The sequence below is a fragment of the Mesorhizobium sp. M1252 genome (assembly GCF_040318265.1).
Taxonomy (GTDB): domain Bacteria; phylum Pseudomonadota; class Alphaproteobacteria; order Rhizobiales; family Rhizobiaceae; genus Mesorhizobium.
Genome location: NZ_JAMYLX010000011.1, coordinates 90,630 through 110,880, shown reverse-complemented (window position 1 = coordinate 110,880; position 20,251 = coordinate 90,630). Strand labels below are relative to the sequence as shown.

Sequence of the window (20,251 nt, the reverse complement as noted above, 5' to 3'; positions counted from 1 at the left end):
GTCAAACCACCCTGATATAGCTCGTCATGCCGGTTTTCTGATGTTCGATGATGTGGCAGTGCAGCAGCCAGTCGCCGGGATTGTCGGCGACGAAACCGAGCTGAACCTTCTCGTTGGGCTGCATGAGATAGGTGTCGGAGATGACCGGCTGAACCTGGCGTGTCGACGACGACAGCACCTTGAAGCTCATGCCGTGCAGATGCATCGGATGCGCTTGCGGCGTCAAATTCTCCATGTCGATGACATAATTTTTGCCGAGCTTCAGCTCGGCCAAAGGCGCGGTCGGGTCCGGCGTGTCGCCCGGCCACGGTACCTTGTTGATGGCCCAGAAGGAGTAGCCTAGCGTGCCGCATATGCTGTCGCTCGGCACGTTTTCCGCCGTGGCGCTGAGCGAGAGCGCGATGTGTTTCGCGCTGGCGAGATCCACCTCCGGCACTGGGTTGGCTTCCAGCGGTGCGAGGTCTCGCAAATCGCGCTTGAGCGAGCTGCCGGTGGCGCGCAAGGTGGCGAGGACCTTGGGTTTGGTGCCTCTGATGTCGCCCAGGCTTACGATCGCGCCCTCCTGGTCAGGCATGCGGATGGCGAGCTCCATGCGCTGCCCCGGTCCGAGCAGCAAAGCATCGGGCGCAAAACGCTGCGGCACCGGATTGCCGTCCAGCGCGATGACCGCGGCCTCCCCACCCTCGACGCGAAAGGCGTAGATGCGGGTGACATCGGTGATGGCGACCCGCAGCCGCATCAACCCGCCGGCCGGCGCGTCGAATTGCGGCTGGTCGAGCCAGTTGGCGGTGCGCACCGTGCCATAGGTTCCGGTTTTTGCGGCATCGCGCGGCCGGAATTGCTGGATGAACTGCGCGTCGTCGCCGAGGCGCCAGTCGCGCAGATTGACGACGGCTTCGGCGTCGAATTTTGGATCGTTGGGGTTCTCGACCACGATCACGCCGGTGAGGCCATGGCCCATCTGCTCCAGCGTGTTGCAATGCGGGTGATACCAGAACGTGCCGGCGTCGGGCGGCGTGAAGGCGTAGTCGAAATGATCGCCGGTATAGACGTAAGGCTGAACCAGGAAGGGAACACCGTCCATCTTGTTTGGAACGCGAATGCCGTGCCAATGGATGGTCGTCGGGTCGTCGATGGCGTTGACGAGACGCGCGGCAAAGGGCTCGCCCTTTTTCATCCTGAGCACCGGCGGCATTCCGGCCTCTCCATAAGTCAGCACATCGCGGGTCTGGCCGATATCCATGAACCTGGCCTGGATCTTTGCCGTCTTGAGAACCACCGGCTCCGGTGCGGCCGCGGCCCAGCCACCAAGCCTGGCCATCGCTGCAAGGCCAACGCCGCCGACGCCGGCAACCGCAGCCGTTTTCAAAACCCTGCGGCGGGTGAGTGAGGTCATCTGGCGCTCCAACGGAATATGATTACCTGCCGCCCTGAATGACGGGCGGCGACCGGCGCACAAGCCGATACTGCCACATCGCATCTCTGTCACGCCATGGCGAGCCGATGACGTTTGCTTGCGCAACAGCGTGAACGCTGGCGTGCCCACCATTCGCCCGCATCCGGGAGCGCGGGCTCGGATTAATGCAACTCGGCCAGCAACGCCTGTGCCTCGGAGAGGTTCTTTTCGGAACCGGCGGCGAGATCGTCCATCTTCTTGTCACGGAAGATGACGAGCGCGTCCTGGCATGCGGCGATCGCTTCCTGTGCCATCGCCTTGTCCTTGCGGGCGGCGCCCAGATCGACCAGCACGTCGCACAGGCTGTCCTGCGTGAAGGCGACAGCCGGCACCGAATTGATCTTCTTTTGCACCACGATCGCCTCGCGCAGGACCAGCACCGCCTCCTCGAAATGCGCGACATTGTTTTCGGCGCGGCCGGCCATGGTCAAGGCATAGCCCATCTCGTTGCGCGCATTGGCCCAACGTTCGGGATCGCGGTCGCGACCGAGCTGCTCGGCAAGCGCCCGGTTGACGACAATCGCCTCCTCGTACAATTCAGCCGAAGGCTCGCGGGCCGCGATCATGCTCAGCGTCTGCGCGAGACTGGTCTGGTTGGTGATCCAGAGATCGGGATCGCGGGCGATCGTTCGCACCGTGGCGAGGTCGCGGTAGATCTGAGCGGCTCGTTTCAGCTTGCCGACATCGTTCGCCCAGTAACCAAGACTCGACAGCCCGCCGGCGAGATTGTTCTGATTGTTCTCCCAGACAGCCAGCGCATTCTCGCGCGTTACCACGCTGAGCGCTGCGTCATAGGCGGCAATCGCGCGGGTGAGCAACTCGACGTCCTTGTCCGCGGCCATCAGCAAGGCATTGCCGATATCGCCCTTGGTGCGCGCCCATTGCATGCGGTCGGGAAAACCGTCGTAGATCCGCGCTGCCCTCTCGAAGCTCTCCACGGCCTTGGCGTAGAACGTGGCGTCGCCACCAATCCGGCCCTGGCTGTAGAGGGCAAAGCCGAGGTCGTAATTGATATTGGCCCACTCCTCCGGGTCGGCGTCCTTGGAGTAGGCGGGGAGCGCGGCTTCCAGCATGTCGGCTGCTTGCGCCAGCAAGTCCAGGTTGGATGTATTGTCGCCCAGGATCGACAGGGTCTGACCGAGCACGCGGCGCGTCTGGCCGATCTCCGTGACATCACCGCCTTTCGTCTGCCCGTCGAGCGCCGCCCGCAGCGCGTCGACCGATTGCTGCAGCAGTAGATCGTCAGAGGCCAGCTTGCCTGACATCATCAATGCGCAGCCGAGGCGGAATTCCGTCTTGGCCCAATTGGCTGGGTCCTTGTCGCGGGTGCGAACCCTGAGCACCTGACCGTAGACATCGATCGCCTGCCGCAGGATCGAGATGTCCCCCGCGCGTTCGCCCCAGTTCGACAGCGTGCCTGCAAGGCTGTAGCCGATCGAAGCGAACTCGCGCGGCGCGGCGGTTGCGGTATAGACCTCCCATGCCTGACGATACGCGGTCACCGCCTGAATGTAGTAATCGGTTCCCGTATCGAGATCGCCGAGCGTGTCGTTGACCGATCCCAGATTCTGCTGCAGCGAAGCCCAGTCGAGCGGCAGTTTCTCACGCGGATATTCGGACAGAGCGGCCTGGTGCGCGGTGGCTGCCTCCAGCAGCAGTTCCTTGTTCTTCTGCTTGGCGCCGAGGCGCTGCAAGGCGTTGCCGAGCGTCAGCTGGCCGTTGGCCCAGCTCGCCGCGGCGTGCTCGCGCGTCCAAACCGTAAGCGATGCAAGGGCGGCGTCGCGCGCCTGCTCAAGCGTGGCGACATCGCCGTTAATGGTTCCGATCGATTCCAGCGCCGTGCTCAGATTATTCTGGATTGTCGCCCATTGCGCCGGCGCGCGTTCCCTGGTCATTTCGCCGGTCGCCGCCTGATAGGCAGCAACCGCCTGCTGCATGGTCGCGATATCCTTTTCGCGCTCACCGAGGCGGTAGAGCGCTGCCCCCAGATTGACCTGGCTCAGCGCCCAGTCGAGCGGTACGCGCTCCCTGCTGTATTCGGTCAGCGCCGCACGATGCGCTTCGATTGCGGCGCGAAAACTGTCCGATGTGGTCTGGCGTTCGCCGATCTCGGACAGCACGATGCCGAGATTGTTCTGCGTCGCCGCCCATTCCAGCGGCAGTTTCTTCAACGACTGTACCTCGAGCGCCGAGCGGAAGGCCGCGACTGCCCGCTCAAGCAGTGCCGTCCCGTTCTCGCGCTGGCCGAGCCGCCAGTAGACCGTGCCCAGATTGCCATAGGTCGATGCCCAGTCGTCGGGGTAGGCGTCATGCGTATAGACGGTCAGCGCCTGCTCATAGGCGGCAGCTGCCTTGTCGAGGTTTTCGCGGCCGGCTTCCCGTTCGCCCAACGTAGCAAGCGTGGCGCCCATATTGTTCTGGGTGGCCGCCCAAAGCAGCGGCAACTTTTCGCGGGTGACATAGGTCAATGCCTGTTCATAGGCTGTCAGGGCCTGGGCGAGATACGCATTGTCGCCGGAGAAGTCCCCTTGTTCCGACAGAGCGTTGGCCTCTGCCGCCTTGTAGTAGAACGCATCTTCGTCGCTCCATTTCGCGGCCTGCTCATAGGCCTTGGCGTAGTCCTGAGCCGCCTCCTTGAAGTTGAAGGAAATCTCGTAGGTTCTGGCGCTGCTGGCGAAAACCTTTGCGAATTCGAGCCGCTTTGCCTTCAGCTCGGCCTCGGCCTGGTCGACCGTAGACGAAAGTTCGCCGATGCGGGCCTTGGCCTGCTCGTTGAATTTCTGCGCCGCTTCGAGCGCGCCTTCCTGAACCGCCTGTTCGGCGAGTTTCGATAGCCTGGCAATTTCGGGGTCCGGGTTTTTCAAAGTCTCGCGTTCGGCCAACACGTGTTTCAGCCGTTCGGTCTGGCCACGCAGCAGCTTGTCGAGCTCAGCCGGATCCTTGGGTATGTCGACCCCGAGCGCCTTCAGCATGGCGTAAAGCCCATCCATCGGCACCTTGCCGTCACGCGATATGGTTTCGATCTGGCGGCGCTCCGGATCGGGTAGCGTCGAGATGGTCAGCAGGAGCTGGCGCCGCTCCCTGAGGATTTCGCCCTCATCGCCTTTCGGTGCCTCGGCGGGGGTACCGAAATAGAGCAGCCGGCGCAGGCTCTCATTGACCCAGGGCCGCTGCTGGCCGTTGGTCTTGAGATAGACCTCCTCGCCGATCATGCGCAGAACGGTGCCGAATTCCTCGCCGCCCACCGTGTCGATGTGGCGCAGGATCGCTGCCGCATAGGGGCTGTTGCCATCGGCCGGACCGTCCAGCGCAACCTTGCCGGGCTCGGCGGCAAAGGCGATGACCTGGCCGAGGCTGTCGTCGACCGAGCCCTTGGCCTCGGCGCCGCCTTTCAGGGAAACCACGCCGCGCGTTTCGCCGAGACCGCCGGCGCCGATCGGCTTGCCTTCGTCGCCCTGCGCCAGCTTCAAGAGCGTGCCCGGCGGGAACGGATCGTTGCGGCAGGCGTCCAGCAGAACGATGGTGACCGGCACCTTGGCCTTCAGTTCGGCGACGATGGACGACAGCGGCACCAACTTTTCGCCGGCATTGTCGAGTGCCGAAATATCGGCATCGACAGGGACCAGATAATTCTCGCCGCCGGCTTCGATGCCGTGGCCGGAATAGTAGATGATGGCGACATCGGCGCCCTCGGCATCGTCGACGAAGCCTTCGAGATCGCGCCGCAATTTGCGTGCGTCGCGATTGGTGGCGACATTTGTCTCGAAGCCGAGCTTGTCGAACATCTCCTCGATGGCGCGGGCGTCGTTTTCCGGATTGGGCAGTTTGCCGACATGCTGGTAGTCGGACTGACCGATGATGAGCGCGACGCCTTTCAGCGCCTTCGGCTCTTCAGCCAAAGCGGGGCCAAACGCGCATAGGCACACCAGTGCCGCGGCAAGTGCCGCGCACATGCGCCCTGTCGCACCTGCCGTTCGCCCAAAGAGCATTCTCTACCCCAAAACCCAACGCTATCTTCCGCAGGCGAGATGGCATCATGATGGCCGGCCGATGGCAAGTCCTTGGGCGAGCTGTGTTCTTGTCGTGGATATGCGTACGAGGCGGCTGGCTTTCAGCGTGCGAGCGGTAGTGTTCAGCATGCCGGATACGGCCAGTCCGGCCTGTTCATGAGTTGACAGGTCCGGACTTGTTGAGCAGTCGTCCGGCCCCGTAGAGCCTCTTTCTCTCAATGTTTCCGGGCGAGGGGGGCCACGGCTGGATGCGCGGGATTGGCACTTTTACGTCAGCCGGCTTTTTTGGTCCGCAACGAGACCCCGACTTCGCGACTGCATCTTTTTAAAATCAAAGGAATGAACTGGTGCTGCGAGAGAGGATTGAACTCGGCGCCTAAAACGCTAATCCCTTATATTCATTACTAATTTCTTTGGTGATTGCAAGCCTTGTGTAGCACCCCCGTGTCTACGCAGCCCAGCTTGCCGCAGACTCCGATCGAGCGGCCTGCCTTGTATGATCTGTAGGTTGCCCGGCCCCACGTCAGGAGCTCGCCGTGTGACACAATCACAGTCAATTGCTGTCGTCCGTTTGGATGCGTGTGGGAACTCCGCTCTTCCGGACTGCATCAGCGATGTGGCTGGTGAGGCCTACATCGCCGATTAGCAATATGCCGGCCTCACTGTCGATTGACGCAATAAGTTTCTTAAGAGCAACCAGTCCACTCTGCGTGTCAAAACGAACCCATCGTTTGCGTTTACCCGGAACGATAGTAGCGCCGCGACTTTGTGTTCCGCCAAGATGCAACTGAACAATCCAGACCGTCGATCCGTCATAGACCCATTCAAACCTCACTTGACCTAGCTCGCCGTACGCACGTTCGTACGCCAAGGCCACAGCCGTTCGAACTTCAGCCGGCAGAATCTGGGGACCTATCAGCCCGAGCATGAAAGAGTCACCTTCTCCAGACACACCCTCAACCACCAATTGATTATCAGACGTGACGATAGCAGCTCCAGAGAACTTCGCCCTCACAGCAGCTTGCGCAAGTACAGAAACAACATGAGTCCCGCTGGCGTCTTCGGACTCCAGCAAGGCAAAAGGATCCGTCCAGCCTTTCTGAGTTGTGAACTTACCGGGCTGTTGGTCCTTGGGGCTCGTTCGCAACCACTTTTCGAAGCTTCCCGTATCGCTTCCAAAATTGAATGGTGCGATACGGCGATTTACCACAGTCGTATTGGGTACGGGCAAACCGACTGCGTGCGCGATCAAAAGGCCAAAAACTTTGTCGCCGACAAGCTGACTAAACCGGTTCGGCCAGGACAGCTTTGGGTGTAGTTTGGCGGATGCAGCTTCGCCGAGTTCCCATCCTATTGTGTGGGCGTGACGCCAGCCGCGCGGCTTGGGATGTATGCTGAATTCAAGCCTAGCTTCCGGGCCAAATGGCAAATGTGGTCGAAACCCGTACACTGACGAAAGCAGGTGCATAGCCCACCTATGTGGCAGGGAAGCCGCCCCCGGCTTCTCTACACCGCGCGGAGTGTCGTCTGGCATAAACTCAACGACATCCGACATCGAAACTCCCGAGACGCCACCATCGTGGATGTCAATCGTTTCGTTTGCTATGACGAACAAGCCTTCGCTGCCTAGTCGAAATGCTGCACCCTCCGCTTCATCGAGATTTGCAATTCCGTATATAAATTCGCGGCTTTGTGGGCTGTCAGGCGTGAAGCTCCGAAGATTTATCGTGCCCTCCGAACTCCGTTCCAAAACACTTGAAAGAGCTTCGCGGACGCTTCTAAATCGTCTACCCTGCTCGACGTCCAGAATTCTGGAAAATTCTTGGCGCAGGCTGGTGCCGTGTGGCGAAAAGCTTACAAATTGAGCCACATTCATAGAGGTGGCCAATATATCAAGGGACTCATCCTTTCGCAGCGTGGAGAGTTTCGATGCTGCCGTCACCTTATACGTCGGCCTTAATCGGGCGAGAGTGTCTAAAGATTGCGCAAGGCCGGGCAAGAGGTCGGCGGCAGGGCCCTCCAAAGCTTCTTCCAGTTCCCTACACGCATCGTCGAGGGTGATGCCAAGACCGGCCAATGTTGAGACCGGAATTCCTCTCTCAAACGCTCGTCCCAATTCAAACGCGCAGCCGACGCTAAAGGACCATCCAGGCATCATCACCAGGCGCTTGACATACCCCTCAATAACCTCTGCCCACAAGTCTAGGTACTCGTTTTGGTTCCATCCCGAGACGTAGAGCGTTGCAGGCTCCAGGACCGGTTCAGATGTCTTAGCGCGGAGCCTCTCCGCCGTTTCGCGGATGTCCCTACTGTTCGGCTCAATTACGAACGTTCGCAGTTCCTTTGCGTACTCTGCCCCTCCGAGAGTTCTGGATTTTCGTGCCCAATCGACGAAACGCGGGCCGGTAGTTATCGGGCCACTTAAATATACGGCAGACTTCGCGTCCAGCACGCTCCCCCAAGCCTGGAGAAGCAAGGCCTTCTGTTCGAGAAAATTGTCCTCTGAGCTTTTTGAGGACCGCCGCGATACATCAAGCTGCGTTATCATTTTTTGCTGCTTTCCTGGATGGACGCGAGGAAAACTGAAAGTTTGCTGGTAGCAGTTTGGGACAGTCCGGGCGCGGCGTAGGCAAGTAGCGAATTCGCGTCGGGATGCCCCAGCCGCTTACCGGCTCTGAGAACCGCCTTGCACGCTTCGATATCAATGAGGCTATCGCGAAACTGAGATGGCTTTAGCTCAAGCGCCAAAGCCAACAAACACAAAAATTCCTCGACCGGCCATTTGCCTTTTTCCTCGATACTCACACCCTTTGCGTCGGGAAGTCGGTTGGTGAATGAGGCCAAGCGTGTCGTACGCTGGACTTTGGCCAAACGATCTGCAAGCGTCCCCGAATTCTTGGCAGTGATAGGTCCATTGATGGTGTTTCTCAGGTCTCCGTATCCAAGAAACAGAGAACACTCTAGAACTTTTGCCGGAACGGTTGGGGGCTCTTCGCCTTTGCCAGCAAATGACGAGATCGTGACCTGTCTTCCCTTACTGTCGTAGGGCAAGAGCAAATACCGGCGGTCGATACGGCCAGTGCGTTTGATGGCCGGATCAATGCGGTTTTCGTAGTTTGTGGCCACAATGAATATTAGTCGTTTGGCTTTTCTCAAATTGTTGAGCTTTGTAAGCATTCCTGGCGTCATAAACTGGAAAATGGTTTCCTGTACGGCATATCGGTTAGTATCACGGTCCAAGAGGAACGCATCGATTTCATCAAACAAGACCACACAGTTCGATTGCGCTTCGAGAACCTGGAATATTGCTTTCGCCCGCGCTTCGACCTGGCCGTCTCCTCCCCCCAAAAAGTCACTAACGGTTATGGTAATCAGTGGAAAATTCAGCGTGGCCGCAAGATTTTCGGCAACCGTGGTTTTCCCAGTTCCAGGCGGCCCGTATAAAAGCATCGAATAGCTCTTGTTGGCCGACTTACCTAACCAGCCTTTGACAAAGTCATCATTGATTCTCTTGTATATGCGGTAGTCGTCGCCGAGCGACACAACCGCTTCATACTCAGCGGTGACCTCTGACCACAGTTTTTGCTCACTTGGGGGAGGCCGCACGTCGAACCGGGAGAGCGCCAGGCTAGTGCGAGCAATATGAGTTTTGAGCAGCCGATGAAATGAAATAAGGAACTCTAGTACTTGGCTTGATTCCCAAATATGAATGAAATCTATCTGATTTACATGTTCAGAATCCCACCCGACAAAGGTTTTTTCTGACGCTCCCTGTGTTTTAGCTGTAAATGTGATCTTTCTGGCGTTTAACCACTGGAAGTAACGCCGAAAAAGAGCAATGTTCGCCGAGCCTACGGTGTCTCTGAGAGCTTTGCCGTCAAAAATCTCACAAGACCGTAGCAGTGAGTTGGCAACCTCTACGCTAACTGGGAACAGAGTAAGCCCGCGGTCTGTTGCTAGAAATGGTTTTGTCGGCCGCCAAAACGCACTGTTTTTTTGGGCAACGGCAAGAACCTCCAAAACCCGGTCAAACAGCGGTCGGTCTACTGCATTCGGCTGCGATATCAGTAAGCCTTCAAGGCAAAACGCAAGCTCAGCCGGATCAAAGCGACTATCGGGTATTGTGCTGAAGGAGAGCTGATCGTGTAAAGTTGTTTCGAAGTACCGGCGATAACCAGAAAGGTCGAGCGACACGCCAGCGACAAATTTGGCGGTTTGAACAATTCGCAGCGGTATCAAAGCATTTGGGACCGCCTCTCGGTCGGGCATAGAGTCTTGGCCTGGCTTACGCTTGAAATCGAAAAAGCTTGCGTACTGGGTGGAAGGGGAGAGTCTAACGAGCTTTTTGATTTGCAATTGCACGAATTTTTGATGATCTGCCCAATCCGCAGGTGCGCCGCCCCCAGCGTGCAGCGCCGCCATGAATGACAGGGTTATGGGATCGTTTAGCCCGTATGTGCCGGAATCAGTTTCAACCCGACCTTCAACGGTAGTGTCTTTGCGCAGTATCGCGACCGCGGAAGTCAGCAAATCACGGGCTTTAACCCTTTCGACTTTTTCGGGTTCCCCACCACCGAAAAGCTCAACCGCCGCCACTTCGAGCGACGAGCGACGCGACGGGTCGTGCCAAAGCCCCAGCGCCTTTCGAAGTGCCAAGGCCACCATTGCCGTGGTGCTGTGGGACACTTTGGTCGGCTTTAGCCCGACATTGTCGCGGGCAATTCTGTAAGGCCAAGCCTTCTCATCGTCGAATGTGGATAAAAGTGTGCGGCACGTCTGCGCCATCGTCTCTTCGAGCTTTCGTACCTCCTGCCGATCAGAATGAAATTGACCTGTCAGGTATTGATCGAGCGATTCCATTGCAGTCCAGCACTCCCCCCGCATAACCCTCTTTGAGCATGACCAGCCAAGCGCAGCAACCTGTGCGCCGGAGCCAGTTTGGCACATCCACATAAACGTTTCAAAAATGCCCAAATTTCTTCCAAGGCCATCGACCTCGTTCAGGAAAGTTTTCTCCCCCCGTGGGTCCGCTTTTGTTGCAGCAGCGAGGCCGGAGCACTTCCCTAGCGCTCTGGATAATAGGACCGCCCCTCTCAAAATGTATAATTATTGATACCGCCCCTTGACGTGTCTCTTTTCGTGTCTCATAAGTGCGTTATCGAAACACTTTAGGAGTTATGAGACATGGCCCTCGTGGCCTACATCAGGGTTTCCTCATTAGGGCAGAGCCTAGAAGTTCAGCGGGACAAGATGCGGGCCATCGGGGTCGAGCCGGACCACATCTTCGAGGAGAGACGTTCCGGTGTGGACACCAACCGCCCCGCGCTGAAAGAAGCTCTCCGGTTCGCCCGCAAGGGCGATGCCTTCGTCATTACCAAAATCGACCGGCTGGCCCGGTCAGCGACCGACTTGCTCCAAATTGTCCACCAGCTCCAAGGGAAGGGAGTGGCGCTCCGAGTACTTGATCAGCAGATCGACACCGGCACGCCGGCGGGTAAAGCGATGCTTCAAATGCTGGCGGTCTTCGCGGAGTTTGAAACCGCGATCCGAAAAGAGCGCCAAATGGACGGCATCGCCAAGGCAAAGGAGAAAGGAACAAAGTTTGGGAGAAAGGCGCAAGTGACAGCGGAGATGGCAGCGGAAATTCACTCAATGCGGGAGGGCGGCCTTCTAATCCCGGAGATCATTCAGAAGACCGGGCTTAGCAAGGCAAGCGTCTACAGGGCACTCGACCTGGCCGGAAGGGCGGAGGACACCGGCGAACTATCGCTGCCCTTCCCTACCGGATCACACCGGGAACAGGTCGAGGAAGAAGAAGAAGAGTAGCGGGGCAGCCCTGGGGATAAGACCCAAGGGTCGCGAACACCACAGCAGGAAGAAACGGCTTCATCTCGGAACCCTTGCGGTTCCGGGAACGGGGAACGCGTCTCCAACAGGCACCTACGGGACCTGGGTTCTTTGACATCGTGAATATGTTTCCAAGGCTTCGCAGCCGCCACGACGGCGGTGGCAGGTGAAAGTGTGTCCGGCGGAGGGCTCGACAGTTCGCGCTCCTCCAGCCGCGCCTCTCCCGGCGAAGCAAGGACCGACCAGCGAACCGTGTCGGGAGCTAGCTCTCTAGCGATGACTGAAACGGACGCAAGCCAAGCGTGCCGCCAACGACCGGCAGGCCAGCAAGATTTCCACTTCCGTCCCTGCGTGCCCAGGGGCGGATACAAACAAGCAAGGAGAACAATTGCATGGAAAAACTGAATGAGATCATCCGCGAAATGGACGAGCGCAACGAGTCCTTTTCGGACAAGCTCGCCGACGTTGAGGGCGCGATCTGGAACGCGCTCGCGGACAATGACGACGTGCTGACAGACAACGATGTTAACGCAGTGACGGAAGCCAGTGCCGTTGCCGCAATGCTTTTCACCGCCGCCCACGCAGTGGCGCTCGGGCTGCCCGTCGAGTGCCACGCGTTTCAGCAGACAGTCAAAGAGGCAATGGTCGGCCTGTCTATGCTCGCCGACCGCGCACAGCCCTCCGACCAAGATGACGATGAGGGGGAGGATCAATGACTGGGGTCTGCCGCGTCCCCAACTGTCATCTTCCCGCATTCTCGCGCTTCTCTCGTCATTGCCGCCGACACAAAAGCAGCCTTCGACGGCAAGGAGACCCCCTGCAAACGAGCGTCACCAAAGGCGAACTGACGCCGTACCGATTGCGTGTGGAAGCACGTATCGCGAAGAACGCTGACAGCCCCCTTTGGGAGCACCTAGAGGGGCGCTGGCGGGAGATCGTAGGGCAGGCACGCGGCGATGCCTCCAAGGCAACAGGCAACCGCTATCAACGAAACGCGGCCCGTGAGGTGCTGAATATCGGCGCCGACGCTGGCGGACGGGCTGTCATGGTGACGGCGCTCGCCATGTTCGTGCTGTTGAGTGAACGGCCCAGCCGGTTCGCCTCGGACGCGGGCTTCCGGCTCCAACTTGCGCGGCGGGTGCGAGCCCTTTCCAGCCGCCATTCTGGAAGTCGGTACGATCACCGGACGGGACGCGAGCAGCGCGTGTATCGGGAGATGACGCCCAAGGCGGGAGCAATCCTTGGGCAAACACTCGCAACTACCTTCGGCGCCGCCGGGCTTCGTTTGGCTGCACTCGACGAACAAGACCGGGAGGATGCCCGGACGGCGCAGGAAAACATCAGAACCGCAATCAAGGAGTTGAAATGAAGACCACTACGAAAACCACGAACGAGAACACCACGAACAGCGCAGTAGGGAGCAAGGCGAAGCTTGGCAAGACGCCAACCCATTCGCTCCAATTCGACCCGAGCAGGGGCCGCCCTTTGAAGTCGGCGGCGGAAGCCGAGGCTGCTATCAAAAGTAACCGGAAGGAGGCCAGCAGGGCTGCTAAACGGGGATGGGGCACGAGGCGTCGGCGAGAACGAGAGATAGACGCTGCGGCTGCCGATGCGGCCGCAAGGGACTTGCGATGAGTTCCTACAAGGCGTGGATCGCTGCCAAGCGAGTGGAAGCACTCGACCGTGGAGGCAGGCCGCTCCGCAACCTTCCTGATAGGCGGCATGAGCGGTTTCGCTGGGCGGGTACGCAGGCGGGCCGGGTCAATCGTGGCTTTACGATCCCGCGACACTTACGCCGCGAACCGGGCGAGATCGTCAATCCGATCACCGGTGAGCTAGTGAATGGCTGCCTGACCATTTTGGAGGTAGCGAGGGCGACAAGGCTCTCATCGCACAAGCTCGCTGATATCTTGGAAAGGCTCGGCATCCTCCAACGGGTCTTGGCCTGTAAGGATGTTCCGACGATCACGGCTCCCGAGTTGGTGAAACCACTGTACTACCATACGCCGGAGGTGACCCGACAGGCTGTGGAGGCGAACCTCGCAGTTCCGATAAAGATGGTCCGTTCCGAGGCTGTAAAGGAACTCATCTTGATCACGCAACGGGGGCAGCTTCTTGTGGAGCATGCGGTCAACAGGGGGAGCGTACCGCAGAGAAGCGTGGATAGCAGGCGGGCCGCGATTGGTCACCTTTTGCGCCAGGGACATTCGCAGGCCGAGATTGTCAGGCGGACATCGCTGCCAAAACAGACCGTCTCGCGGCACGTGCGAACTCTTCGGAGCGCAGCATAGGCGAGTGTCCCATTTTCGCGACGTTTCCCTAGTACGGAAACATTGGGGGCACCCGCTATTTCATAGCGCTACTATACCCAGAGGATGGGGTCGCGCGAATGCGACCTCCTTCTTTCTACCGCCTAGGCGACCTGAGCGCGGCGGGCCTCAGTTTGAAATTTTGTGTGTGCCGTTCCATCCCGGCTGGAGTGCTTTGATGAGGGCAGTTTCAAGGGGAAGAAGCTGCGCCTCTGTAGCTCCCGGAATGACCTTCGCGAAGATGGCGACTTCGACGTTACCAGCTACTGACAACGCGATGTTAGCGTGGGCTCCCCGTTGGGGTACGCTTCTATTTCGAAAAGCCCGGTTGCCGTAGTTGCGAAGGCGACTTTGAAGTGTTTTGCTTAAACCGACATACATGACGGTGGACCCTATGAGGAATGCGTAGAGTCCTGGCTGATGCCTAAGCCAAGCGACGTTTCTATGCGGCCTGCAATCTGCCGTCCGCCACGAGCCAACAGGCTGAAAACCTTCGTCGATCAGAAAAGAGATAGTCAATCCGATTTGCCCTTGTAGGATCCTCGCTTTCCGGCCTTCGTCACAAAACGGCGGCACTCAACGTCCTGCACGTCGTCGAGTCCTCGCAAGTGGCAATGCGCATGAAGCGAACGGCTTTGCCAATCACGTCGGCGGGACGTCTCAGACCTTTAGGTCCGGTAGAGATGCTATCCCCCTTCAAGCTTTCGAAGGTCGCGCTCGATTTCTCTGATCAGCATTTTGCGAGTCTCAATCTCGGCTCGATCCGCTGGCTTGAGCCGCACGCCTTTGACCCGATCCACGGTAGACTGAACTACGTCGCGCAGTTTACGCAGCTCTTCAAGCGCATTGATTTGGCCGGGTTCCACCTTCGGTCTCCTCGTGCTTCCCGCTAAGCATATATGCGGTTCGGCCTATGCGAGCAAACGCGGCGAGGCGCTTTCGACGTCAAATTTCAAACAGAGACACTCCCCGAGCGAAGGGAGGCTTCTCGGCTTGAATTTTTGTCCCGCCGCCGATCGAGTCGCTCCTAGCCTGCCGAACCCTACGCGGGTGCTCCGCGCGAAGCGGTAGCTATCTTTAGCGCGACATCGACGCGGTCCGATTGATGCGACCGGCCTCGGCGTCTCACATAACGGGTCTCTATTTCTTTCCATCGTATCTCGGCAGCTTTTGTATCTCCCGGTAGAGCGCTCGCACCGTGTTTTCGCCGTAGGACGCCGACGCACTTCCGTCCGTGTGTCCTTGGATGGCGTCCATATATCGCTGCTCTATGCCGACATCGCGTGCAATCGTCTTGAAGCGGTGTCGCCAACCGTGATTAGGCTGGACGCGTTTATCCGTAATCTTGACGGTATCACGCACCCACTCGCTCGCCTTGCCACGGGCATAGCCCGCCCGCGACGACCCTGCCCTACGTTGACGCTTACTTTCAGCATAAAAGAGCGGTCCACCCTTCGCCGCCTCAACCATCTTTAGCAAGCCCTGTTCAATCAGGTGGGGATGGAGGGGAACTATGCGATACTCGCCTGACTTCACTGACCCCGCCTCCGGGGTGATGCGGATGCAATGGATGCCGGCCTCAACTGTGAAATCCTCTTTGCGCAGTTGCGCAATCTCGCCGCCTCTCGCCCCGGTGTATGCACAAATCCAAGGTAGCCAGCGATAGACAAGCCTGTTGACGGGCGACGTATTGCCGGGCGCATCTAACGCTTTCAAAGCTGCTTTCAGAACCCTTGCGGCCTCATCGTCAGTGTACCCTTTAGACCGCTCAAGGACCCGTTTGGGAACCTTGACACGGACAGGCGAAACCGGGTTTCTCTCGATCTTGAACTTGGATACCCCAGCGCCGAACACCGAACGTAGGGCCGAAAGGTACTTGTCACTCACGGTCTTCGCCGCAAGCCCCCGCCCATGCCGCAAACCTTGGGTCCAGTCCGCCACGTCCTTAGAGGTCACGCGGGTGGCGTCCTCGTGGCCGAGGTAGGCAATGAAGTCGTCAATCTTGTGCCGATGATCGCGGGGGGTTCGCTTTGACTTCCCGTCCGCGAGGTGGTCGCGTTCCCAAAGGTCGAACAGGTCGCCTATGGTGATCCCCTTGGAAGCGGCGGGTGTGTTGTTCGCGGCCACCGTGATTTCGGGGAAACGGTCCGCGTTCGGGTCTGGACGATAGTCGCCCCCCGCTTGACGGAGCAACTGCTCGGCCGCTTGTCGGTAGGCGCGGTGGGCTTCCTGGATAAGTCGGGTTCGGCTGGCGGGGTCCGTGGCAAGCCCGTGGTCCTGCAACAGCTCATCGGCCGTGGGGCCATACCATCTTTCGAGGGCTTCGCTGTCGCCGTCCAGGCGGCTCAAAAGGTTCAGGACCTCCACCCAAATCTCGGGCTCACCGGGCTCGATCCGGAGAAGCGTCATCTGTCGCCGGTAGAGTTCCCCTGCGAGCGCCACTAGTTGGATATGGGGCAGCGGCGCGGGGACCGCCCGCAGAGCCTTCCACCGCTGGGCAACTTTTGCGGCCTCTTGAGCGAACCGAGCCTTCGCCTCGGCAGGGTCCTTGGTGCGGAGTGAGTAGGCAACTTCACCCTTCCCCACCTTGCGCCTTAGATCGGCGGGGACACGTTGTCGGAAATAGTAAACGCCTGACTTGCTCTTTTGTGGGCTGGGCATTGGAAGGACCATGTGTAGCACCTCTGTGTAGAACCGAGGTGTCTCCAAGTCCCTGATAACCCCTATCTTTCTGAAATCCAACAGAAAAATATGGTGCTGCGAGAGAGGATTGAACTCTCGACCTCTCCCTTACCAAGGGAGTGCTCTACCACTGAGCTACCGCAGCCGCTGATGGCGGGGCTTCTGCCATATAGAACCGGCAAGCGCAAGGCGTCTGTGAAAGGCTTTGCCAGACAAGTTTCGCTGACATGGCGGCGCCACAATGCTAGCTATCCCTTGAACAGCAGGCCCTGCCAGTTGCGGGCGGGACGGAACGATGGACGAGAAGACAATTCCACCGAAAAAGGCTGATCCGGCAAAAAAGGGCGGGACCACCCGCAAGGATCGGCTGGCCGAGCAGTTGCGCGCCAATCTCATGAAGCGCAAGACGCAAGCGCGTTCGCGGCGCACCGGTGACGCTGACCAGCGCCCGGAAGGCCTGGCGGCTGCTGAAAAAATGCACAAGGACTGACCGATATCGGCCACACTGGCCGGCCAACTTGGCCAACGGGCTCAGGAATCTTGAACCAAGCCGGCCAATGGTCTAGACGGGCCGATACGCAAACTGACGAAAACCGGCCTTTCGGGCCGAGGGGACATTCTCTCATGGATCGCATCAGAATTGTCGGCGGCAACAAGCTCGCCGGAAGCATTCCGATTTCGGGCGCGAAAAATGCCGCTTTGCCGCTGATGATCGCGTCGCTGCTCACCGACGACACGCTGACGCTGGAAAACGTGCCGCATCTGGCCGATGTAGAGCAGCTGATCCGCATTCTTGGCAATCACGGCGTCGACTATTCGGTCAACGGCCGCCGCGAGAAGCAGAATGAGGGCTATTCGCGCACCATCAACTTCTCGGCCCGAAACATCGTCGACACGACCGCGCCCTACGAGCTGGTGTCGAAGATGCGGGCGTCGTTCTGGGTGATCGGCCCGCTGCTGGCCCGCATGGGCGAGGCCAAAGTGTCGCTGCCGGGCGGTTGCGCCATCGGCACGCGCCCGGTCGACCTGTTCCTCGAGGGCTTGCAGGCGCTGGGCGCCGACATTGATGTCGACACTGGTTATGTGCTGGCCAAGACCAGGAACGGCCGCCTTGTCGGCAATCGCTATGTGTTCCCGAAAGTCTCCGTCGGCGCCACCCATGTGCTGATGATGGCGGCGGCGCTGGCCAAGGGTGAGACGGTACTCGAAAACGCCGCCTGCGAGCCCGAGATCGTCAACCTCGCCGAATGCCTCAACGCCATGGGCGCAAAAATTTCCGGCGCCGGCACTCCAACCATCACCGTCGACGGCGTCGACTCGCTGTCGGGCGCGCGCGTGCGCGTCATCCCCGACCGCATCGAGACGGGCACCTATGCCATGGCTGTGGCCATGACCGGCGGCGATGTCGTGCTCGAAGGCGCCCGCCCCGAGCTGCTGCAGACCGCGTTGGACGTGATTGCCCAGACCGGTACCGAGATCACGCCGACCAATTCCGGCATTCGCGTCCGGCGCAACGGCGCCGGCATTTCGCCGGTCGACGTAACGACGGCGCCGTTCCCGGCCTTCCCGACCGATCTGCAGGCGCAGTTCATGGGCCTGATGACCATGGCCAAGGGCAAGTCGCGCATCACCGAGACCATCTTTGAAAACCGCTTCATGCATGTGCAGGAACTGGCCCGGCTCGGCGCCCACATCACGCTGTCCGGCCAAACGGCGATCGTCGACGGCGTCTCCAAGCTGAAGGGCGCGCCCGTGATGGCGACCGATCTGCGCGCCTCGGTGTCGCTGGTCATCGCCGGTCTGGCGGCCGAAGGCGAAACGACGGTCAACCGCGTCTACCACCTCGACCGCGGTTTTGAGCGGCTGGAAGAAAAGCTGTCCAATTGCGGCGCGGTGATCGAGCGGATTTCGGCTTGACCGCACGGCAGTTGCTTCAGACAGACAGGCGTCTGGTGCTGCCTTCATTCGCTACCAACACTTCAAACCCGAGGCGCTAGCCTCGGGTTGAGTTTGTGTCGCGGTTGCACGGACCGGAAAGACCGCCTAACAGAAGGCTGAAACCAACTTTCAGGTGTGCATTCGGCATGGCAGCCCTCAAACTCATTGCGCTCGACGATCAGGATCTGAGCATCGTCTCGGCTCACGTCCAGGACGCCGTGATGAAGGTCTCGGATCTCGAATACCTGCCTTCGGCCAAGCGTTTCATATTGACCATGAACCGCTTCGTCTGGGAGGCGAAGTCCGGGCTGTTCAGCCAGCACAATGAGCGGCGCCAGGCGGTGTTGCATTTCGACCGCGTGCTCGGCGCCAAGACCAGCGGCATTGCCCGCGATCGGCCGGCCGAGGTGCTGTCGCTGCTGGCAATCAGCTTTATCGAAATCAGCAAGCCGGCCGGCATCGTCGAGTTGGTCTTTTCCGGCGGCGGCGCGATCATGCTCGACGTCGAATGCATCGAGGCACGGCTTGCCGACATAGGCGGCGCCTGGGAAGCCACCTCGCGTCCGGTGCACAGGGTCTAGAGCATGATCCCAAAAAGTGGGTGCCGGTTTTTGTTGGACAAAACGGGAATCGTTTGTCCAGAGATCATGCTCCAACAAAGGGCTAGATCATGATGAGATTTCAAGCAAATCTCACCATGATCTAGACGCAGCCGATGGCCATTACGCTTATCCAATCCGATGCCGGTTTCGCGCAGCGTTTCGCCGCCTTCCTGACCACCAAGCGGGAAGTATCGGAGGACGTCGACACTGCCGTGCGCGCCATCATTGCGCGGGTTCGTGCCGAGGGCGACGCTGCCCTGGTCGACTACACGCTGAAATTCGACAAGGCCGACCTCAATAGCCTCGGCATCGCCGTGTCGAAGGACGACATCGCGCAGGCCTACAAAGACGCCGATCCGCAGACGGTCGAAGCGCTCAAATTTGCCCGCGACCGCATCCGATCCCATCACGAGCGACAAATGCCCAAGGACGATCGCTATACCGATGCCGCCGGGGTCGAGTTGGGTTCGCGCTGGACGGCGATCGAGGCGGTCGGGCTCTATGTGCCGGGCGGCACGGCAAGCTATCCAAGCTCGGTGCTGATGAACGCCGTGCCGGCCAGGGTGGCGGGCGTCGAGCGCATCGTCATCGTCGTGCCGGCGCCGGGCGGCATCATCAATCCGCTGGTGCTGGTGGCCGCCGATATATCAGGCGTTTCGGAGATTTACCGCGTCGGCGGCGCGCAGGCGATTGCCGCCCTTGCCTATGGCACCGAAACGATCCGGCCGGTCGCCAAGATCGTCGGGCCCGGCAATGCCTATGTCGCCGCCGCCAAGCGCCAGGTCTTCGGCACGGTCGGCATCGACATGATCGCCGGACCGTCTGAAGTGCTGGTGGTGGCCGACGGCAGCAACGATCCCGACTGGATCGCCGCCGATCTTCTGGCGCAGGCCGAGCACGACGTGTCGGCGCAATCGATCCTGATCACCAACGATCCTGCGTTCGGAAAAGCAGTCGAACAGGCGGTCGAGCGCCAATTGCTGAGCCTGCCGCGCGCCGAGACGGCGGCTGCCAGCTGGCGCGATTTCGGCGCGGTGATCCTGGTGGAGACCATCGAAGCCGCGCTGCCGCTGGTCGACCGCATCGCCGCCGAACATGTGGAACTCGCCATCGACGATGCCGAGGGCTTCCTGGCCAGGATGCGCAATGCGGGTGCTGTGTTTCTGGGACGCCATACGCCCGAAGTCATCGGCGACTATGTCGGCGGCTCCAACCACGTGCTGCCGACGGCGCGTTCGGCGCGCTTCTCTTCGGGCCTGTCGGTGCTCGATTTCGTCAAGCGCACCTCGATCCTGAAGCTCGGGCCGGAGCAGCTGAGAGCACTTGCGCCGGCGGCGATTGCGCTGGCCAAGGCGGAAGGCCTCGACGCGCATGGCCGCTCCGTCGCCATCCGGCTGAACATGTAGG

15 protein-coding genes and 1 tRNA gene are annotated in these 20,251 nt (G+C 59.7%); 8 read left to right on the top strand and 8 right to left on the bottom strand.

Annotation, left to right across the window (positions count from 1 at the left end):
• Position 1 precedes the first annotated feature (1 nt).
• From NKH22_RS21980 to NKH22_RS21965, 4 genes are all read right to left on the bottom strand, one after another.
• Entirely contained in the window at positions 2–1,396 is a 1,395-nt protein-coding gene (locus tag NKH22_RS21980; protein WP_023820828.1) for a multicopper oxidase family protein, read from the bottom strand.
• A 182-nt stretch (positions 1,397–1,578) separates the two neighbouring features.
• Positions 1,579–5,445, bottom strand: a complete 3,867-nt coding sequence (locus NKH22_RS21975; RefSeq protein ID WP_352910932.1) for a caspase family protein — start codon at positions 5,443–5,445, stop codon at positions 1,579–1,581.
• A gap of 574 nt (positions 5,446–6,019) precedes the next feature.
• Positions 6,020–8,014, bottom strand: a complete 1,995-nt coding sequence (locus NKH22_RS21970) for a hypothetical protein (RefSeq protein WP_352910929.1) — start codon at positions 8,012–8,014, stop codon at positions 6,020–6,022.
• Complete coding sequence (locus NKH22_RS21965) at positions 8,011–10,326, bottom strand: ATP-binding protein (RefSeq protein WP_352910927.1); 2,316 nt, start codon at positions 10,324–10,326, stop codon at positions 8,011–8,013. Before NKH22_RS21965 ends, NKH22_RS21970 begins: the two co-directional genes overlap by 4 nt.
• Before the next feature lie 324 nt (positions 10,327–10,650).
• Here NKH22_RS21965 and NKH22_RS21960 point away from each other — a divergent pair, with 324 nt between their 5' ends.
• The 4 genes from NKH22_RS21960 (at position 10,651) to NKH22_RS21945 (ending at position 13,604) form a co-directional block, all read left to right on the top strand.
• Entirely contained in the window at positions 10,651–11,292 is a 642-nt protein-coding gene (locus tag NKH22_RS21960) for a recombinase family protein (RefSeq protein WP_352910925.1), read from the top strand.
• 413 nt (positions 11,293–11,705) lie between these two features.
• Positions 11,706–12,029, top strand: coding sequence for a hypothetical protein (locus tag NKH22_RS21955; protein ID WP_352910922.1), 324 nt, complete (start codon positions 11,706–11,708; stop codon positions 12,027–12,029).
• The gene (locus NKH22_RS21950; RefSeq protein ID WP_352910919.1) at positions 12,026–12,682 is read left to right on the top strand and encodes a hypothetical protein; all 657 of its coding nucleotides are present in this window, start codon (positions 12,026–12,028) and stop codon (positions 12,680–12,682) included. Before NKH22_RS21955 ends, NKH22_RS21950 begins: the two co-directional genes overlap by 4 nt.
• Before the next feature lie 262 nt (positions 12,683–12,944).
• Positions 12,945–13,604 (top strand): hypothetical protein, encoded by a 660-nt coding sequence (locus tag NKH22_RS21945; RefSeq protein ID WP_352910916.1) that lies wholly within the window; start codon positions 12,945–12,947, stop codon positions 13,602–13,604.
• Between the two features lie 147 nt (positions 13,605–13,751).
• Here NKH22_RS21945 and NKH22_RS31550 read toward each other — a convergent pair whose 3' ends face one another.
• The 4 genes from NKH22_RS31550 to NKH22_RS21930 form a co-directional block, all read right to left on the bottom strand.
• On the bottom strand, positions 13,752–14,198 hold the full coding sequence (locus NKH22_RS31550) for a GIY-YIG nuclease family protein (protein ID WP_502908587.1): 447 nt from the start codon (positions 14,196–14,198) through the stop codon (positions 13,752–13,754).
• Positions 14,199–14,308: 110 nt separating this feature from the next.
• On the bottom strand, positions 14,309–14,488 hold the full coding sequence (locus NKH22_RS21940; protein WP_352910913.1) for a hypothetical protein: 180 nt from the start codon (positions 14,486–14,488) through the stop codon (positions 14,309–14,311).
• 274 nt (positions 14,489–14,762) lie between these two features.
• On the bottom strand, positions 14,763–16,295 hold the full coding sequence (locus NKH22_RS21935) for a DUF6538 domain-containing protein (protein ID WP_352910911.1): 1,533 nt from the start codon (positions 16,293–16,295) through the stop codon (positions 14,763–14,765).
• A gap of 79 nt (positions 16,296–16,374) precedes the next feature.
• Positions 16,375–16,449 (bottom strand) — tRNA-Thr (locus tag NKH22_RS21930).
• Between the two features lie 150 nt (positions 16,450–16,599).
• Between NKH22_RS21930 and NKH22_RS21925 the strand changes: the two genes are divergently transcribed.
• From NKH22_RS21925 to hisD, 4 genes are all read left to right on the top strand, one after another.
• Entirely contained in the window at positions 16,600–16,794 is a 195-nt protein-coding gene (locus tag NKH22_RS21925; protein WP_023701829.1) for a hypothetical protein, read from the top strand.
• Positions 16,795–16,928: 134 nt separating this feature from the next.
• Positions 16,929–18,221, top strand: a complete 1,293-nt coding sequence (murA, locus tag NKH22_RS21920; protein WP_023753869.1) for a UDP-N-acetylglucosamine 1-carboxyvinyltransferase — start codon at positions 16,929–16,931, stop codon at positions 18,219–18,221.
• A 167-nt stretch (positions 18,222–18,388) separates the two neighbouring features.
• Positions 18,389–18,823, top strand: a complete 435-nt coding sequence (locus tag NKH22_RS21915) for a DUF2948 family protein (RefSeq protein WP_023692404.1) — start codon at positions 18,389–18,391, stop codon at positions 18,821–18,823.
• Positions 18,824–18,957: 134 nt separating this feature from the next.
• Entirely contained in the window at positions 18,958–20,250 is a 1,293-nt protein-coding gene (hisD, locus tag NKH22_RS21910; RefSeq protein WP_023669284.1) for a histidinol dehydrogenase, read from the top strand.
• The last annotated feature ends 1 nt before the right edge of the window (position 20,251 follow it).

Excerpts from the sequence above, each read along its gene's own strand:
- NKH22_RS21980 (WP_023820828.1), bottom strand. The coding sequence starts at position 1,396 with ATGACCTCACTCACCCGCCGCAGGGTTTTGAAAACGGCTGCGGTTGCC.
- NKH22_RS21975 (WP_352910932.1), bottom strand. The coding sequence starts at position 5,445 with ATGCTCTTTGGGCGAACGGCAGGTGCGACAGGGCGCATGTGCGCGGCA.
- NKH22_RS21970 (WP_352910929.1), bottom strand. The coding sequence starts at position 8,014 with ATGATAACGCAGCTTGATGTATCGCGGCGGTCCTCAAAAAGCTCAGAG.
- NKH22_RS21965 (WP_352910927.1), bottom strand. The coding sequence starts at position 10,326 with ATGGAATCGCTCGATCAATACCTGACAGGTCAATTTCATTCTGATCGG.
- NKH22_RS21960 (WP_352910925.1), top strand. The coding sequence starts at position 10,651 with ATGGCCCTCGTGGCCTACATCAGGGTTTCCTCATTAGGGCAGAGCCTA.
- NKH22_RS21955 (WP_352910922.1), top strand. The coding sequence starts at position 11,706 with ATGGAAAAACTGAATGAGATCATCCGCGAAATGGACGAGCGCAACGAG.
- NKH22_RS21950 (WP_352910919.1), top strand. The coding sequence starts at position 12,026 with ATGACTGGGGTCTGCCGCGTCCCCAACTGTCATCTTCCCGCATTCTCG.
- NKH22_RS21945 (WP_352910916.1), top strand. The coding sequence starts at position 12,945 with ATGAGTTCCTACAAGGCGTGGATCGCTGCCAAGCGAGTGGAAGCACTC.
- NKH22_RS21935 (WP_352910911.1), bottom strand. The coding sequence starts at position 16,295 with ATGGTCCTTCCAATGCCCAGCCCACAAAAGAGCAAGTCAGGCGTTTAC.
- NKH22_RS21925 (WP_023701829.1), top strand. The coding sequence starts at position 16,600 with ATGGACGAGAAGACAATTCCACCGAAAAAGGCTGATCCGGCAAAAAAG.
- murA (WP_023753869.1), top strand. The coding sequence starts at position 16,929 with ATGGATCGCATCAGAATTGTCGGCGGCAACAAGCTCGCCGGAAGCATT.
- NKH22_RS21915 (WP_023692404.1), top strand. The coding sequence starts at position 18,389 with ATGGCAGCCCTCAAACTCATTGCGCTCGACGATCAGGATCTGAGCATC.
- hisD (WP_023669284.1), top strand. The coding sequence starts at position 18,958 with ATGGCCATTACGCTTATCCAATCCGATGCCGGTTTCGCGCAGCGTTTC.